The following is a 17,280-nucleotide window of genomic DNA, read 5'->3' as shown; positions in this document are numbered from 1 at the left end:
AGCAAGAGCATCCCGCGCATTGCGTCAAATCTTGAAAATAGCCCAGTGTCTGGGAAGTGAAGCTCAACTAAAAGGATGCTGAACTTCCCGTTTAGACACACAGATAAAACAGAAAATGAAATAATTTGATGCTTATAAAAGAACTAAATACAGAAAAGAAGGGATTGTTTAAATGAATCATTATGAAGCTGGAAATTTTGATGTAATTGTTGTTGGTGCAGGTCATGCTGGATCAGAAGCTGCATTAGCCGCAGCAAGAATGGGAAGTCATACGCTTTTAATTACCATTAATCTAGATATGGTTGCTTTTATGCCTTGTAACCCGTCAATTGGAGGACCGGCTAAAGGTGTCGTCGTTCGAGAAATCGATGCTCTTGGTGGAGAAATGGGTCGCAATATTGACAAAACGTATATTCAAATGAGAATGCTGAATACCGGTAAAGGACCTGCTGTTAGAGCTTTACGCGCTCAAGCAGATAAATTTATGTATGCAAATGAAATGAAAAAAACCATTGAAGAAACAGAAAATCTTGTTTTAAGACAAGGAATTGCTGATGAACTAATTATTGAAGACGGTATATGCAAAGGAATTATCACAAATACTGGTGCAATCTACCGATCTAAAGCGGTTATTTTAACAGCAGGTACGTCTTCTCGTGGTCAAATTATCATTGGCGAACTGAAATATTCTTCTGGCCCAAACAACTCGCAACCATCTGTTAAACTTTCTGAAAGTTTACTCGAAAATGGTTTTGAATTAAATCGTTTTAAAACTGGAACACCTCCTAGAGTTAAATCTTCAACAATTGATTATAGCGTGACTGAAGAACAACCAGGTGACGAAAAAGCGAATCACTTTAGTTATGAAACACCAAACAGTGCGTATTTAAAAGATCAGTTATCGTGTTGGTTAACGTATACAAATGAATCGACTCATCAAAAAATTCAAGATAACCTTCACCGTGCACCAATGTTTACAGGAATTGTTGAAGGAGTAGGTGCTCGTTACTGCCCATCAATTGAAGATAAAGTTGTCCGTTTTAGTGACAAACCAAGACATCAATTGTTTTTAGAACCTGAAGGACGCGATACAGAAGAAGTTTATGTCCAAGGCTTATCAACGTCTCTTCCGGAAGATGTTCAACAAGATATTATACATTCAGTTGAAGGGTTGGAAAACGCAGAGATGATGCGTACTGGCTATGCAATTGAATACGATGTGGTTACACCTCATCAATTACGTCCTTCTTTAGAAACAAAAGTAGTTGAAAACTTGTTTACTGCTGGTCAAATGAATGGAACTTCGGGTTATGAAGAAGCAGCAGGCCAAGGAATTATGGCAGGTATGAACGCAGCACTTAAAGTGCAAGGGAAAGAACCGTTTGTAATGAAGCGTAGTGAAGGATATATCGGCGTTATGATTGATGACTTAGTGACAAAGGGTACGAATGAACCTTATCGTTTATTGACGTCTCGTGCAGAATACCGTTTATTGTTGCGTCATGATAATGCAGATTTTAGATTAACTGAAATCGGTCACCAAATAGGACTGGTAACAAAAGAACGTTACGATACTTTTGTAGCGAAAAAAGCTCAATTTGAAGAAGAAATAGAACGTCTAGGTTCTATTCGGTTGAAACCAACTGCTGAAATCCAATCGTATTTAACTGAAAACAACCAAGCACCTTTAAAAGATGGCATTTTAGCTAAAGACTTCTTACGTCGTCCAGAAGTTTCGTATCAAGATCTTTTAGCATTCGTTCCTCGAGACTATGAACTTCCATTAGCCGTAGAAGAGCAGGTAGAAATTCAAGTGAAATACGAAGGATATATCGCTAAAGCTTCTCAAAAAGTGGATAAGTTAAAACGTATGGAAAATAAACGTATACCGGAAAATATTGATTATGCTGCTATCAATGGTATTGCTACAGAGGCAAAAGAAAAGTTGATTAAAATTCAGCCTGAAACAATTGCTCAAGCTAGCCGTATTAGTGGTGTGAATCCAGCGGATATTTCAATTTTAATGGTTTATGTAGAACAAGGAAAAATTGCAAAAGTACTAGTATAGATAGTAACTACGAATAGAGCCTTACAATCAAGCTACTCTTAATTGTAAGGCTCTATTTGATTGTTATTTCCCAGGAAATAATATAATTTTTAAAAATAAATAAAACTCTATATTTACGGAAGCAACTGTTTAGGGTATACTTAACGATGTTGCAAACGCAAACAAGAAAAGGTTCCTTAGCTCAGTTGGGAGAGCACTACCTCGACAAGGTAGGGGTCGCTGGTTCGAGCCCAGTAGGGACCATCAAAAAAAGAGACATAAATCCTTTTTGGAGATTTATGTCTCTTTTTCGTTTGCATAAAGGTTCAAATGTATTGAAGGCTAGTAATACCATCAGATTATTCTACTACTAAAGCCATATCTCCTTTACGCAACCAACTAACTTTTTCCAACACTTTGTTTACTACTACCGTAATAGCAATAGGAACCAAGCAGGCAGTCAGGATATAAACAGCAAATGAACCACTTCCTTGAGACACAAAGATATTTAGTGGAGCAATCAGTGAACAAAAACCTAATCCTGCTAAAGCGCTGGGTGCTGTAAAACCAAGTGCAACAGTTGAAATGGGAGCTGCTACTGCTGCAGCCAAAGTTGGGCCAATTAAAATCCGCGGATTTTTAACGATATTCGGCAATTGCACTTTTGGTGTACAAACAAATTGTGCTAAGAATCCGCCAAGATTATTCTGACGTATAGAGACAAAAGAAAAGCCAATAAACATACTAGTCGTTCCCACCAACATTGCAGCACTTGAGACAGGATCAAGATTTAGTGCAATTGCGATAGCGGCCGAAGAAGCAGGAGACATTAATACGAGTCCGCCAACAACTGAAATCACAGCGGCTCCAACAACTGGTGAACCAGCAACGGAAGCAGAAATAAAAGCACTAACCATATTTAAGAATGGGGCAATGACAAGATTTAAGTAATAACCAGCTACACCACCAGATAAGACCGCTGTAACCGGTATGGCCATCATATCTAAAGGCGTTTTACCTGAAATACGTTTGCCAACAAATGTAGCGATAGTAGCTGCAATGAGACAACCAATTGGTTCGCCTGTGGCAATAGTGATCATGCCGTCTGCTGTCGTTTGAATGGCGCCAGCACCAAGCGCTCCAGCAGCCATAGCACTAAAAATGGTAAGAGTGTTTCCGCCTAACATAACGGCGATACCAGCACCAATAGCAGGAGCCATCAGCATTTTAGCGGCCGTTCCAATCATAACTAAAATGGTTAAGCCAGTCATTTTTCCAATTGTTTCTAATAATAAGCCAATACCGATTGTTACAAAAATAGCATTCGCGATCCCTGATGATGCCTTATACATTCTTTCTGTTAGATAGTTCTTCATATTCAATCGCCTCCGTATTTTTGTTTAACAGACATTCCAACACTTATGAACCTCGAATTTTTCAAATAAAAAGAGGCAAGCCTTTGTATAAAGGCTTGCCTCATCAGTTCGATGATTGAGCCCTAGATACGCAAACTAGGACTCAACTAAATGAATAGTTCAAATCCTGGGCTAAATTAATAAGTTAATAATGACTAAAGATACGTTCAATTGAGAACGCGAGCTAGACAATTCGACTGTAGTTTTCATATTGAACATCTCCTTTTCATTAATTGTTTTCTGACTATTTCCAATATTCTAACAAGCTTACAAGACAATGTCAACAAACTCTATCATTTAATTTTAATTTATTTTATCTAATTCTCATTTAGTGCCAAATGTTATAAAATTTAATCCATTTATATAGCGGAAAAAATGCTTTAAAGCATTGCACTTCTAGTCAATTTGTTATACAGTTAAAACGATGGATTTGTGAAACAAATAGTGTTTCACGTTAGTAAAAAGGAGTTGAGTTAATGAATCCAGAAGAGTTAAAAAAAGCCCTTGAAGATAAGGGATTAGTGGTTACTGAGAAGCAAATGGAACAATTTGATCAATACCTTAAACTGTTGCAAGAATGGAACGAAAAAATTAATTTAACTGCAATTACCCAAAAAGAAGAAGTGTATTTAAAACATTTCTATGATTCGATTACAGCTGGACTATATGTGGATTTTACTAAAGGGGTCCAAAGCCTATGTGATGTAGGTGCAGGTGCCGGGTTTCCAAGCATCCCCCTAAAAATTATTTTCCCACAATTAGAAGTCACTATAGTTGATTCATTAAATAAAAGAATTCAATTTCTAACATTGTTAGCTCAAACGCTAGGGTTAGATGGTGTTCATTTTTATCATGATCGTGCTGAAACGTTTGGCCAAAACAAACAATTTCGCGAATCATTTGATTTTGTAACTGCCAGAGCCGTTGCACGTATGAGTGTTTTATCTGAATTGTGTTTGCCGTTAGTTAAAAAAGATGGGCTTTTTATTGCTCTAAAAGCAAGCAATACCCAAGAAGAAATGGCTGAAGGGCAAAAAGCGATTGCTACATTGGGCGGAAAGTTTCGCGAAGAATTTGTTTTTGAACTGCCGCGTGAAGCTGGAGAACGACACATTGTTTTAATTGACAAGAAGAAAGAATCCCCAAAAAAATATCCAAGAAAACCGGGAACACCAAATAAGAATCCATTATAGTAGAAACCAATACTTATCAGACAGTTTCTATTCGGATTCAACTACTCAATAAGAACGTTTTTTGATACAATAGAATCAAAGGACATATAGGACTGAGGGAGAGAAAAAGAATGGCGTTGTCTGATTTATTTGGTTCAGGAAAAACTAAAAAGAAAACTGAAAATGAAGAAGATGTTTTGTTAGAAGTATTAAAAAAACAAAAACATGTTCAAGAAATTGCGGTACAACAGATTGTTCCTAATCGTTTTCAGCCTAGAAAAGTGTTTAACGAAGAAAAGTTGGATGAATTAGCTCGCACAATTCATATTCATGGATTGATCCAACCCATCATTCTTAGAAAATATGAAGAAAACAAGTATGAAATTGTTGCAGGGGAACGCCGTTTTCGTGCGATGCAACTTTTGGAATGGAAAGAAGTGCCAGCGATTGTTCAAGAGATGTCAGATAACGAAACAGCTTCGGTTGCGTTAATTGAAAATCTACAAAGAGAAGAATTGACAGCTATTGAAGAAGCTGAAGCTTATCAAGGCTTAATGGCGTTAAATGGGTTGACACAAGAAGCGTTAGCGCAACGCATTGGGAAAAGCCAATCTTTCATAGCCAATAAACTGCGGTTGCTAAAGTTAGCTGATGCTTTAAAAGAAGCTTTGCTTAACAGAACAATCACCGAACGACATGGACGCAGTGTGCTAGCCTTATCGCATGAGGAACAGAATGAATTATTAAGTGTCATTATTGAAAAAAAACTAACCGTTAAAGAAACAGAGCGTTTAGTGAAGCAAAAAGTAGCAGAAAAAAACAGTACTCAAGAACAGCCGAAAAAACGAGTTAGAAAAATCTCTAAGGATCTTCGATTAGCTTTAAATACAATCAATAAGTCAGTTGAACTGATAAAAGAAACAGGTATGCCTTTAGAAGCAATAGAAGAAGATCTAGAAGATGTTTACCGCATTACAATTGAAATAAAAAAAGATAAGTGAATAGAGAGCGATAAATGAAAAAAATTCATTTTGAACAAATGCGTAGGAGAAAAATACGCAAGATGTAATTTTTCTCTTATTTTTGTTTATTGCACTTGAATCAGTGTCGATAAAGTTACTAGGGATATTAAACACAGATGGAGGAAATAGGATGGCACGAATTATATCAGTCGCAAATCAAAAAGGCGGAGTTGGTAAGACAACGACAACAGTCAACTTAGGTGCTTGTTTAGCGTATTTTGGTAAAAAAATATTATTAGTTGATATTGATGCTCAAGGAAATGCAACAAGTGGTTTAGGCGTACGCAAGTCAGATGTTGAAAAAGATATCTATGATATTTTAGTAAACGAAACACTTGTTAAAGATGTCGTTCTGCCGTCTTCAAGAGAGAATTTGTGGGTCGTACCAGCTACAATTCAATTAGCAGGCGCAGAAATTGAATTAACCTCACAAATGGCTAGAGAATCTAGACTGAAGCAAGCGTTAGAAAAGGTAAAAGACGATTACGATTATATATTGATTGACTGTCCCCCATCACTGGGACATTTGACGATCAATGCCTTCACTGCAAGTGACTCTATTCTGATTCCTGTTCAATGTGAATATTATGCTTTAGAAGGATTAAGTCAATTGTTAAACACGGTTCGCCTAGTTCAAAAACATTTTAACCCTGAATTGAAAATTGAAGGTGTCTTATTGACTATGTTGGATGCACGTACGAATTTAGGATATGAAGTAGTCGATGAAGTGAAGAAATACTTCCGAGAAAGAGTTTATAAAACGATTATTCCACGCAATATCCGGTTATCTGAGGCTCCAAGTCACGGATTGTCGATTATTGATTACGATGCGCGTTCTAGAGGAGCAGAAGTCTATCTTGAATTAGCAAAGGAAGTGCTAGCAAATGGCTAATAAAAATAGCAAAGGGTTGGGAAGAGGAATCGATGCTCTTTTTGGAGATTATGCAGAGCTTTCAACTATCAATGCAGCTAATGAACAAGTTCAGAAGATACCCTTAACCGATATCAGACCAAATCCTTACCAACCGAGAAAAACGTTTGACGAAATAGCTTTAAATGAGCTAGCAGAATCAATCAAAGTATCTGGTGTTTTTCAACCTATTATCCTTCGTGAGTCAAAAATTAAAGGTTATGAAATCATAGCTGGAGAACGTCGCTTCAGAGCGTCGAAATTGGCTGGAAAAGAAACGATACCAGCCATTATTCGTGAATTTGATGAAGAAAAGATGATGGAAGTCGCGGTATTGGAAAATCTGCAAAGAGAAGATCTAACCTCTTTAGAAGAAGCAGAAGCTTATGAAATGATGATGAAAAAATTAAAACTAACGCAAGAAGAAGTCGCTACACGTTTGGGTAAAAGCCGTCCATACATCGCCAATTATTTGCGTTTATTAGGGCTGCCAGATGCTGTTAAAGAGATGCTTCAAAAAGAAGAAATCTCAATGGGTCAAGCAAGAACATTGTTAGGCTTAAAAGATAAAAAACAAATCTCGAAATTAGCTAAACGAGTGGTCAAAGAACATTTAACGGTTCGTCAATTAGAACAATTAGTGAACAAGATGAACCAGTCTAAAGAAGAAATAGAACAGCCAAAAAAAGAAACCAAAAAGCCTTACTATATTCGTGAGAGTGAAGAACGGTTAATGGATAAATTTGGCACCAGTGTATCGATAAATGAAAAAAACAAAAAAGGGAAAATTGAAATTGAATACCTTTCTACTGATGATTTGACGCGTATTTTAGATATTCTAGAGATTCAATTTGATGATGAATAAACGCATGGGAGATTAACGATGGAAAAAAATTACGATTTGAATGATATTGTTGAAATGAAAAAACCTCATCCTTGCGGGGCAAACCGTTGGCAAATCATTAGAATGGGTATGGATATTCGCATTAAGTGCACACAATGCGGCCATATGGTCATGATGCCAAGAAGAGATTTTGAAAAGAAAATGAAAAAGGTTTTAGAAAGAGCAGAAGAAAACTAACAACAAAAACTATTAAAAAAAGAAAGAGTGAATTTAAACATGCCATTAACAGCTGGAATTGTAGGTTTACCGAACGTAGGTAAATCAACCTTATTTAACGCCATTACAAAAGCCGGAGCGGAAGCTGCAAACTATCCATTTGCAACGATTGACCCGAACGTGGGAGTTGTAGAAGTTCCTGATTACCGCTTAACACGTTTGACGGAATTGGTTACACCAAAGAAAACAATTCCTACTACTTTTGAGTTTACAGATATTGCCGGAATCGTAAAAGGAGCAAGTAAAGGGGAAGGACTAGGAAATAAATTCTTAGCTAACATTCGCCAAGTAGATGCTATTTGTCATGTTGTTCGTTGTTTTGAAGATGACAATATTATTCACGTTGAAGGAAAAGTTGATCCAATTTCAGATATTGAGACCATCAATTTAGAATTAGTTCTAGCTGATTTAGAGTCAGTTGAAAAACGCTATACTCGGGTATCGAAAATTGCACGTACAAAAGATAAAGAAGCTGTAGCTGAGTTAGCTGTTTTGGATAAAATCAAACCAGTTTTAGAAGAAGGTAAATCAGCTCGTTCAATCGAATTTAATGAAGATGAAGAAAAAATCGTTAGAAGTTTATTTTTATTAACAACAAAGCCTGTATTGTATGTAGCGAATGTTTCTGAAGATCAAGTAGCGGATACTGAGAATGATGAGCTTGTCAATCAAGTCCGTAAATTTGCTGAAGAAGAAAAGGCTGAAGTTATTGTAATTTGTGCGAGAATTGAAGAAGAAATTGCTGAACTTGAAGACGAAGAAAAAGAATTATTCTTAGAAGAATTAGGAATCAAGGAATCAGGGTTAGACAAATTAATCCGTTCAACATATAATCTTTTAGGTTTGGGAACGTACTTTACAGCAGGTGTTCAAGAAGTTCGCGCATGGACCTTTAAAAAAGGAATGAAAGCTCCTCAAACGGCTGGAATTATTCACAGTGATTTTGAACGCGGATTTATTCGTGCAGAAACAATCTCTTATGAAGACTTCGATAAATATGAAAGTGAACAAGCAGCAAAAGAAGCAGGTCGTATGCGTTCTGAAGGAAAAGAGTATGTTGTTAAAGATGGAGATATTTTATTATTTAGATTTAATGTATAAGTAACCGTTAGTTTCTAAGAGCAAGGCCTAGAAAGGGGCAATTGATTCATGGAAGAAGTACAAGTAAATTCAACTCTGTCAAAAAAAGAAGAAAACAGCACATTAATTAAAAAATTAACCAAAAAAAATGAACAGTACATGATGAGTTTGAATAAAGCTCTAGTGGAAAGAAATGTTCCTGAAACTAAAAAAGAAGAACTAGTTAACGAGATGCTTCACAATTTAGTTGAACGTCAAAGATCAGGAGAAACGGCTCGTCAATTATATGGGACCGTGACTGAATGTGCAGACAAAATAGTTGCAAAACCGACTAAAGAACAAGAAGGACCTTCTGAGAATTGGAAAATTGCTTTAGATGGTGGATTGATGATAGGTGGATTATTTTCTATTATCACAGGTCTTTCTGGCTTGTTTAATAATGTAGAAGGCTCTTCGTTGGGATTGATTACTACGTTACTGAACTTTATTGCCGGTGGATTAGTGATTCTATGGATTTCAAAAAATATGCCGGATAGAAAGAACCCGAAAAAAGGCGGCATGTTCCGCTATATCCTAGTCTCTACTGTTGGGATGCTATCTTTAATGATTGTCATGACGGGATCGATGATGGTTATTCCACCAATTGTGAATATCCCCTTAAATGCAATAAGTAATATTATTATTGGTGCACTTGCTTTTGTGGCTAAATACTTTGCAAAACGCAAATTAAATATTCGCGGCGGATTATTTTAGGATCAACCTATAAATTGGAAAGCATTTAAAAGCTCAAATCGTCTAAATCAATTTTAGGCGGTTTGAGCTTTTTCTCATGCGTTTTTCATCGAGAACACTTCATATGCTAATATGCTTGAAGGAAAGACTGAAGTAATCAATGATTTTGAATTCAACTCTTGACTAAGCCCGCTATCTCTGTTATTTTTGTAGATAAAATTATCGAACAAATTAAGTGGAGAAAAAGGAGCGGATGGTTGTAATGTCTAATTGGGAAACAAAATTTGCAAAAAAAGGATTCACTTTTGATGATGTATTGCTAGTACCTGCTGAAAGTCACGTTTTACCAAATGATGTGGATTTAAGTGTTCAACTAGCTAAAAATATTAAATTGAACGTGCCTATCATGAGTGCGAGTATGGATACTGTAACAGACTCAAGAATGGCGATTGCTATGGCTCGTCAAGGCGGCTTAGGAGTCATTCATAAAAATATGACCATCCAACAGCAAGCAGATGAAGTCAGAAAAGTAAAACGTTCTGAGAGCGGCGTTATCTTGGATCCTTTCTTTTTAACCCCCACCCATTCCGTTTCAGAAGCAGAAAAACTAATGAGCCGCTACCGCATTAGTGGTGTGCCAATCGTAAATACTATGGATGAACGTATTCTAGTAGGGATTTTAACAAACCGTGACTTGCGTTTTGTAGCAGATTACTCTATTCAAATTGATGAAGTAATGACAAAAGAGAACCTAGTTACTGCACCGACAGGAACGTCTTTGAAAGAAGCTGAGCAAATTTTGCAACAGCATAAAATTGAAAAATTGCCAATTGTTGATCAAAATGGGCGTCTTAGTGGTTTAATAACCATTAAAGACATCGAAAAAATTCTTGAATTTCCAAATGCTGCAAAAGATTCTCATGGTCGTTTACTTGTTGCAGCAGCAGTCGGCGTAACAAGTGACACGTTTGAACGTGCACACGCGTTAATTGATTCTGGTGCTGATGCAATTGTTATTGATACAGCTCATGGTCATAGTGCAGGAGTTATTCGTAAAATTGAAGAAATTCGTGAAGAGTTCCCAGAAGCTACCTTAATCGCAGGGAATGTAGCAACAGGTGAAGCGACCCGTGCGCTATATGAAGCAGGTGTGGATGTCGTTAAAGTAGGAATTGGTCCTGGATCAATTTGTACAACACGTGTGGTAGCTGGAGTTGGTGTTCCTCAAATTACAGCTATCTATGATTCAGCAGCAGTGGCTCGCGAATATGGACGTGCGATTATTGCAGATGGCGGAATTAAATATTCTGGAGATATTGTAAAAGCATTAGCCGCTGGAGGACATGTTGTTATGCTAGGTAGTATGCTTGCTGGTACAGACGAATCTCCTGGTGAATTTGAAATTTTCCAAGGTCGTCGCTTCAAAACATATCGTGGTATGGGAAGTTTAGCTGCTATGGAAAAAGGTTCAAGCGATCGTTATTTCCAAGGTGGCGTAAATGAAGCAAACAAATTAGTTCCAGAAGGTATTGAGGGACGTGTTGCTTATAAAGGAGCTGTTTCTGATATTGTTTTCCAAATGCTTGGTGGATTACGTTCAGGTATGGGATATGTTGGAGCAGGAAACTTAGAGCAATTACGCGAAGAAACACAATTTATTCAAATGAGTGGAGCCGGTTTACGCGAATCTCACCCTCATGATGTACAAATTACAAACGAAGCTCCAAATTACTCTGTTCAATAAATAGACTGTTAACTAAAGAAGACCAATAAAGTTCGATTCAGAACTTTATTGGTCTTCTTTTAATAAATTCTTTAGTATTTTCTGATATGATAAGTAAAATCGGAAAAATATATCTAAATGAGGGATATTATATGAAAATTTTAGTAGTCGATGACGATAAAGAGATTGTAGAGCTGTTAAGTATTTATATCCAAAATGAAGGATACGAAGTAGAAAAAGCTTATAACGGAAAAGAAGCCTTAACAAAAATCAAAACAATTAAAAATATAGATTTAATGGTACTAGATGTAATGATGCCTAACATGGATGGAAATCAAGTTGTAAAAGAAGTCCGCAAAGAGATGCAAGTGCCAATTCTTATGCTTAGTGCTAAAACAACGGATATTGATAAGATCAAAGGCTTAGTAACCGGAGCGGATGATTATGTAGCTAAACCTTTTAATCCTTTAGAAGTGATGGCTAGAATCAAATCGTTATTGCGTAGAAGTCAGTATATGACTAACTCGCAAGAACAAAATAAACTTGAGGTTGGTCCATTGTTAATTGAAAAAGAATCGCATGAAGTTCGAACAATCAATGGAGAATTTATTCAGTTAACAGCTTTAGAATTTGGGATTTTATACTTATTAGCCAGCCATCCAAATCGCGTCTTTAGTGCAGATGAAATATTTGAACGTGTATGGCAACAAGAAAGTCTCGTTTCGGCTAAAACGGTCATGGTTCATGTCAGTCATTTAAGAGATAAGATTGAAGAAGCAACTGGCGGAGAAAAAGTGATTCAAACGGTTTGGGGAGTAGGGTATAAAATTGGTGAGCGGTAATACCATTTGAGAAGAATGAAACACGGGAGTTGACTAGTTACTTGAAACTAACAAGGAAAGAAAAAAGTAAGTTGATTGTTGAAGGATTTATTACTATTGGATTGATCTTGATTTTGTATTATGCAGCTTTTCTTATTTTTAACCGCATGCTTGTTGATTCTCCTGAAATTATTAGAGGGTTCTGGTTCTTTAGTGATGCCATTATTAGTGTTCGCGGAAATCAAATTATTTCTCTTACGCCGTTTTTTATTATTTTTCTAACAATAGTAGCAACAGGAACGATTTATTGGCGTTTAAAAAGGCGTTATAAACAAATGCAGTTGAACCATATCATAAGTGAGCTGCACTATATCGCAGAAGGTCATTACGAGCACCGTATCACAACAGATTTTGGCGGAGATATGGAAAAAGTAGTAGAAAGCATACATGTTTTGGTCGATAGCACAGTACAAGCAATGGAAGATGAACGCCAGATAGAACAGTCCAAAGATGAACTGATCACAAATGTCAGTCATGACATTCGGACACCCTTAACTTCTATCATAGGCTATTTAGGTTTGATTGAAGAAAGGCGTTATCAAAATGAAGAAGAACTATTGAAATATACTCATACGGCCTACACGAAAGCGAAACAAATGAAAGTTCTTGTAGAAGACTTATTTGAGTACACAAAAGTGCGTCAAACTACTACGCCTTTAAATCTATCTGAATTTGATATGGTTCAACTATTAGAGCAGTTGGTAGCAGATTTTGAATTGGAAGCAGAAAAAAAGAATATGGTAATCGAAGTGGTTACTTCATATGAGAGTGTCCAAATGGAAGCTGATACTGAAAAGTTAGTTCGTGTGTTCAATAATTTAATTTCAAATGCGTTGAAGTACGGAAAAGGTGGTAAAAAAGTGTTTATAGAAGTCCAAAAAACTGGAAAAGAAGCGATCATTTCAGTAAATAATGATGGACAGCCTATTCCGCAAAAATCCTTGGATCAATTATTTGATCGTTTTTACCGTGTGGAAGAGTCTCGGTCACAAGAAACAGGAGGCACCGGTTTAGGGTTGGCAATTGCACAAAGTATTGTAGCCCTTCATGGAGGATATATTTATGCCTCTTCTGATAGAACATTAACCCGCTTTGTTATGCACTTGCCACTAAAACAATTAGCTGAAAAAAATAACGACTAAATTTAAAGGGATTTTAGCTAAAACCTTTTAAAAACAACAGTCTTATATTAGTTTTAGACAAAAGAGGGTTGTTTTTTTTTGTTTATTTCGCTAACATAGAAAACGCATGTAGTCATTTAAGACAGAATATCATTTAACACATACTTAAATAGAAAATCAAACGGACTGAGGAGACAATAAAAATCATGAAGAAATTAACTAAAATTAGTACCTTATTTGTCACAATGCTATTGTTGGGAACTTTTTCTCCATTAATTGCTAGCACAACTGTATCGGCAGCAACAATAGAACAACCTGCTATAGAGGCAGCAGCAGCGTTTGCTATTGAACCAACAACTGGAAAAGTGTTGTTAAATCAAAACGGCGATGAAAAACTAGGCATTGCTTCAATGACTAAGATGATTACAGAATATATTTTGTTGGAAACCATTAAAAATGGCGACTTGGCATGGGATGATCAAGTTAACATTAGTGAGTACGCTCATAACATTAGCCAAAATTATGAATTATCAAATGTTCCTTTACGAATAGACGATACATACTCAGTAGAAGAACTTTACCAAGCAATGGCAATTTATTCAGCAAATGGAGCAACGATTGCATTGGCTGAACATATTGCTGGAGATGAAAAGTCATTTGTTGATATGATGCATGAAAAAGTTGAATCATGGGGTATTACGAATTATGAATTGTACAATACAACTGGTTTATCTAATTCTGATTTGAAGGGTAACATTTATCCAGGTAGCACTGACGAGAGTGAAAATTCAATGACTGCAAGAGAAATGTCGATTGTAGCTCAACGTCTACTGTTAGATTTTCCTGAAGTGTTAAAGACTTCTAGTATTAGTGAAAAGAAATTCAGAGAAGGTACGTCAGATGAAATTTCAATGCAAAACTTTAACTGGATGTTGCCAGGATTAATTTATGAGCGTGAAAATGTTGATGGATTAAAAACGGGGACAACTGACTTCGCTGGAGCTTCAATGACAGGTACAGCTGAAGAAGAAGGTATGCGTGTTGTTACAATCGTAATGAACGCAACGAATGGACAAGAAGATTTGAGCAAACGATTTGCTGAAACAGACAAAATAATGGATTGGGCATTTGAAAATTGGGATATGGTTCCTGTCTTTAAAGAAGGTCAAACGTTAGAAGATGTAGAGCCTTTAGCCGTTGATAAAGGTAAAAAGGATACTTTGAATGTAGCCGTTCAATCGGATGTGTCCTTATTGATTCCAACAAGTGCGGATAGCGAAAAGACAAACGCAACTGTCCAAGTCAAAAAAGATTTATTAAATGAAGCGGGTAACTTAACTGCACCAATCAAAAAGGGAACAGAAGTAGGAACTGCGCAAGTCATCAGTGAAGGCGATGAGTTAGGATACGTTAATGGAAATACAGGAGAAGAAGTTACCGTTGTAGCTGCTTCAACTGTTGAAAAATCTAATGTATTTGTTTTAACAGGTCGCTGGGTGAAAGCTTTTATTAGTGACTTATTCTAAAGTGCGTTAATTATAAATTTAATTACTTTTATAGCAAAAGGCTGGGGGAATTTTCCAGTCTTTTTTTTATTGACTTAAGTAAAGGGATTGGGTAGAATGTAAGCAACTGAATGAACACGAACGTTAGTAATGCGAATTAGTAAAATAGACTGAATACACAAAGAGAGTCAGTGGTTGGTGAAAACTGATGGTTTAATCTTTTGAATCCATCGCATGAAGTAAACAATGAACTCAGCTTTTTTTGATAAAATTGTTTCGGATCCAGACCGTTATCTGATTGAAAAGAGTAGAGGATTCATAGGCAATCTTCTAAATTTGGGTGGTACCGCGAACGTTGAAGCCATTTCGTCCCATGAATAATGGATCGGAATGGCTTTTTTTGTACAATCGATTAGGAATTACAAGAAGAAAGGAAGATTAAGATGTTAGATATTAAACAATTAAGATTAGATTTTGATGCAACGGCTAAAAAGTTAGAAGAACGTGGGGTTAAACACGAGCTATTAGAAGAATTCATTACTTTAGATAGTGAAAGACGTTCTTTGATTGTGACAACAGAAGAATTAAAAAGTTACCGTAATGAAGTATCTGGTGCAATTGCAACACTAAAACGCAACAAAGAGAATGCAGATGAAAAAATAAAAGAAATGCGTGAAGTTGGAGAAAAAATAAAAGATTTAGATGAACAATTAGCAGCAATTGATGAAAAAATAGAAACAATTGCTACTGGATTGCCAAATTTACCGCATGATTCTGTGCCAGTAGGGGCAGATGAAGCAGACAACGTTGAAGTCCGCAAATGGGGGACGCCTGTAGAAGTAACATTTGAAGCAAAAGCACATTGGGAAGTTGCTGAAGAGTTAAATATTTTGGACTTTGAACGAGGAGCAAAAGTTTCTGGAAGTCGTTTTGTCTACTATAAAGGATTAGGTGCTAGATTAGAACGAGCAGTATACAATTTTATGTTAGACTTGCATACCGGTGAACATGGTTATACAGAAATGATGACACCTTATTTAGTGAATAGCGATTCAATGTTTGGTACAGGCCAGTTCCCGAAATTTAAAGAAGATGTATTCCAAATTGAGGGAACCGATTTAACGCTGATACCAACAGCAGAAGTTCCATTGACGAACTATTACCGCAATGAAATTTTAAAAGAAGAGCAACTTCCAGTATACTTTACTGCATTAAGTCCTTCATTTAGATCAGAAGTAGGTAGTGCAGGAAGAGACACTCGTGGATTGATACGCCTACACCAATTTAACAAAGTTGAAATGGTGAAATTTAGTAAGCCGGAAACTTCTTATAATGAATTAGAAAAGATGACGAACAATGCTGAAGCGGTATTGCAAAAGTTAAATCTTCCTTATCGTGTATTAGCATTATGTACTGGAGACATGGGATTTTCTGCTGCAAAAACCTATGACTTAGAAGTATGGATTCCTGCGCAAGAAACGTACCGTGAGATCAGCTCTTGCTCAAATACAGAAGCATTTCAAGCTAGACGAGCAAAGATACGTTACCGTAATGAAGAAACAGGTAAATTAGAATACGTCCACACATTAAATGGTTCAGGATTAGCAGTTGGCCGAACGATAGCGGCTATTTTAGAAAACTACCAACAAGCAGATGGATCAGTTAAGATACCTGATGTATTGGTTCCGTATATGGGTGGCGTAACTGAAATTCGTAAAGCAGATTAAGAATAGGGCAATTCAAAATAATGTAAACCAATAAGGTTGAGTGCTATACTCTAATCATTAAGAACAAAAGGGGGAATCGATAGTGAGTGAACAAAAATTTGAAAAAGCAACATTTGCAGGTGGGTGTTTTTGGTGCATGGTAAAACCGTTTGAAACCCAACCAGGTATCGAATCAGTTGTTTCAGGTTATACAGGTGGTCACACGGTTAACCCAACTTATGAAGAAGTATGTAGTGAAACTACTGGTCATACAGAAGCGGTTCAGATCACATTTGATCCTGAAAAATTTAGCTACCAAGATCTAGTGGAAATCTATTGGCAGCAAACCGATCCAACTGATGCAGGTGGACAATTTGCCGATAGAGGATCATCTTACCGTCCTGTTATTTTCTATCATAATGAAGAGCAAAGACAATTAGCAGAAGCTTCTAAAGAAGCATTGCAAAATAGTGGTCGCTTTAAGCAGCCGATTGTAACTGAAATTCAACCTGCTGAACCTTTTTATCCGGCAGAAACATACCATCAAGGGTTTTACAAAAAGAATGCAGCGCATTATTCAAGATACAGACAAGGATCAGGAAGAGCAGACTTTATTGAATCAAATTGGGTCAATCAATAGTTTTTAAAAAGAAAAGAGTTTTTTCATTAGCAATAATGGAAAAGCTTTTTTTGCAGTAAGAAAAATAAACACAAAATTTTATTCATAAAAAAACACTATACTGTATATATGAAATCTAACTAAATGTGAAAAACGAGAATAAAAGTTCGTCTTTTTTCGTTATATGAATCTGTTTTGAACTAATTTCCAAAATAATGTTCAGTTTT

At 36.4% G+C, this 17,280-nt stretch carries 15 protein-coding genes, 1 tRNA gene and 1 other annotated feature; of the genes, 15 read left to right on the top strand and 1 reads right to left on the bottom strand.

All coding sequences use genetic code 11. The annotated features are described in order from the left end of the window. The first annotated feature begins 172 nt into the window (after positions 1-172). Entirely contained in the window at positions 173-2,068 is a 1,896-nt protein-coding gene (gene mnmG / locus BLT48_RS09070) for a tRNA uridine-5-carboxymethylaminomethyl(34) synthesis enzyme MnmG (RefSeq protein ID WP_035020954.1), read from the top strand. A 170-nt stretch (positions 2,069-2,238) separates the two neighbouring features. Beyond that, positions 2,239-2,311, top strand: a tRNA-Val gene (locus BLT48_RS09065). A 95-nt stretch (positions 2,312-2,406) separates the two neighbouring features. Here BLT48_RS09065 and BLT48_RS09060 read toward each other — a convergent pair. Continuing rightward, entirely contained in the window at positions 2,407-3,423 is a 1,017-nt protein-coding gene (locus BLT48_RS09060) for a PTS sugar transporter subunit IIC (protein WP_089977383.1), read from the bottom strand. A gap of 515 nt (positions 3,424-3,938) precedes the next feature. Between BLT48_RS09060 and rsmG the strand changes: the two genes are divergently transcribed. From rsmG to msrA, 13 genes are all read left to right on the top strand, one after another. Continuing rightward, the gene (rsmG, locus tag BLT48_RS09055) at positions 3,939-4,655 is read left to right on the top strand and encodes a 16S rRNA (guanine(527)-N(7))-methyltransferase RsmG (protein ID WP_089977379.1); all 717 of its coding nucleotides are present in this window, start codon (positions 3,939-3,941) and stop codon (positions 4,653-4,655) included. A gap of 110 nt (positions 4,656-4,765) precedes the next feature. Beyond that, on the top strand, positions 4,766-5,635 hold the full coding sequence (gene noc / locus BLT48_RS09050) for a nucleoid occlusion protein (RefSeq protein ID WP_089977376.1): 870 nt from the start codon (positions 4,766-4,768) through the stop codon (positions 5,633-5,635). A 151-nt stretch (positions 5,636-5,786) separates the two neighbouring features. After that, positions 5,787-6,548: a ParA family protein gene (locus tag BLT48_RS09045; protein ID WP_013712085.1), complete on the top strand. Its 762-nt coding sequence runs from the start codon at positions 5,787-5,789 to the stop codon at positions 6,546-6,548. Next, positions 6,541-7,431, top strand: coding sequence for a ParB/RepB/Spo0J family partition protein (locus BLT48_RS09040; RefSeq protein WP_089977373.1), 891 nt, complete (start codon positions 6,541-6,543; stop codon positions 7,429-7,431). Before BLT48_RS09045 ends, BLT48_RS09040 begins: the two co-directional genes overlap by 8 nt. Before the next feature lie 18 nt (positions 7,432-7,449). After that, positions 7,450-7,647 carry a DUF951 domain-containing protein gene (locus BLT48_RS09035; RefSeq protein WP_035020949.1) on the top strand — a complete coding sequence of 66 codons (198 nt, stop codon included), beginning with the start codon at positions 7,450-7,452 and terminating at the stop codon, positions 7,645-7,647. Between the two features lie 39 nt (positions 7,648-7,686). Next, complete coding sequence (ychF, locus tag BLT48_RS09030) at positions 7,687-8,787, top strand: redox-regulated ATPase YchF (protein WP_035020947.1); 1,101 nt, start codon at positions 7,687-7,689, stop codon at positions 8,785-8,787. Positions 8,788-8,835: 48 nt separating this feature from the next. Continuing rightward, a complete protein-coding gene (locus BLT48_RS09025) occupies positions 8,836-9,519 on the top strand; it encodes a DUF1129 domain-containing protein (protein ID WP_035020945.1) in 684 nt (227 codons plus the stop codon). A 241-nt stretch (positions 9,520-9,760) separates the two neighbouring features. Then, entirely contained in the window at positions 9,761-11,242 is a 1,482-nt protein-coding gene (gene guaB, locus BLT48_RS09020) for an IMP dehydrogenase (protein WP_035020944.1), read from the top strand. A 131-nt stretch (positions 11,243-11,373) separates the two neighbouring features. After that, positions 11,374-12,063, top strand: a complete 690-nt coding sequence (gene croR / locus BLT48_RS09015; RefSeq protein WP_089977369.1) for a response regulator transcription factor CroR — start codon at positions 11,374-11,376, stop codon at positions 12,061-12,063. A 41-nt stretch (positions 12,064-12,104) separates the two neighbouring features. Next, positions 12,105-13,244: a sensor histidine kinase gene (locus tag BLT48_RS09010; RefSeq protein WP_089977365.1), complete on the top strand. Its 1,140-nt coding sequence runs from the start codon at positions 12,105-12,107 to the stop codon at positions 13,242-13,244. 185 nt (positions 13,245-13,429) lie between these two features. Then, positions 13,430-14,749 carry a serine hydrolase gene (locus tag BLT48_RS09005; RefSeq protein ID WP_089977362.1) on the top strand — a complete coding sequence of 440 codons (1,320 nt, stop codon included), beginning with the start codon at positions 13,430-13,432 and terminating at the stop codon, positions 14,747-14,749. Positions 14,750-14,866: 117 nt separating this feature from the next. Beyond that, positions 14,867-15,105, top strand: a binding site (T-box leader). A 66-nt stretch (positions 15,106-15,171) separates the two neighbouring features. Continuing rightward, entirely contained in the window at positions 15,172-16,455 is a 1,284-nt protein-coding gene (serS, locus tag BLT48_RS09000; RefSeq protein WP_089977359.1) for a serine--tRNA ligase, read from the top strand. Between the two features lie 82 nt (positions 16,456-16,537). Continuing rightward, a complete protein-coding gene (gene msrA, locus BLT48_RS08995) occupies positions 16,538-17,074 on the top strand; it encodes a peptide-methionine (S)-S-oxide reductase MsrA (RefSeq protein WP_035020935.1) in 537 nt (178 codons plus the stop codon). Positions 17,075-17,280: the final 206 nt, after the last annotated feature.

Source organism: Carnobacterium viridans, from assembly GCF_900102725.1.
GTDB classification, from domain to species: Bacteria; Bacillota; Bacilli; order Lactobacillales; family Carnobacteriaceae; genus Carnobacterium_B; species Carnobacterium_B viridans.
The sequence above is the reverse complement of the archived record's forward strand: the minus strand, read 5'-3'. Positions and strand labels throughout refer to the sequence as shown.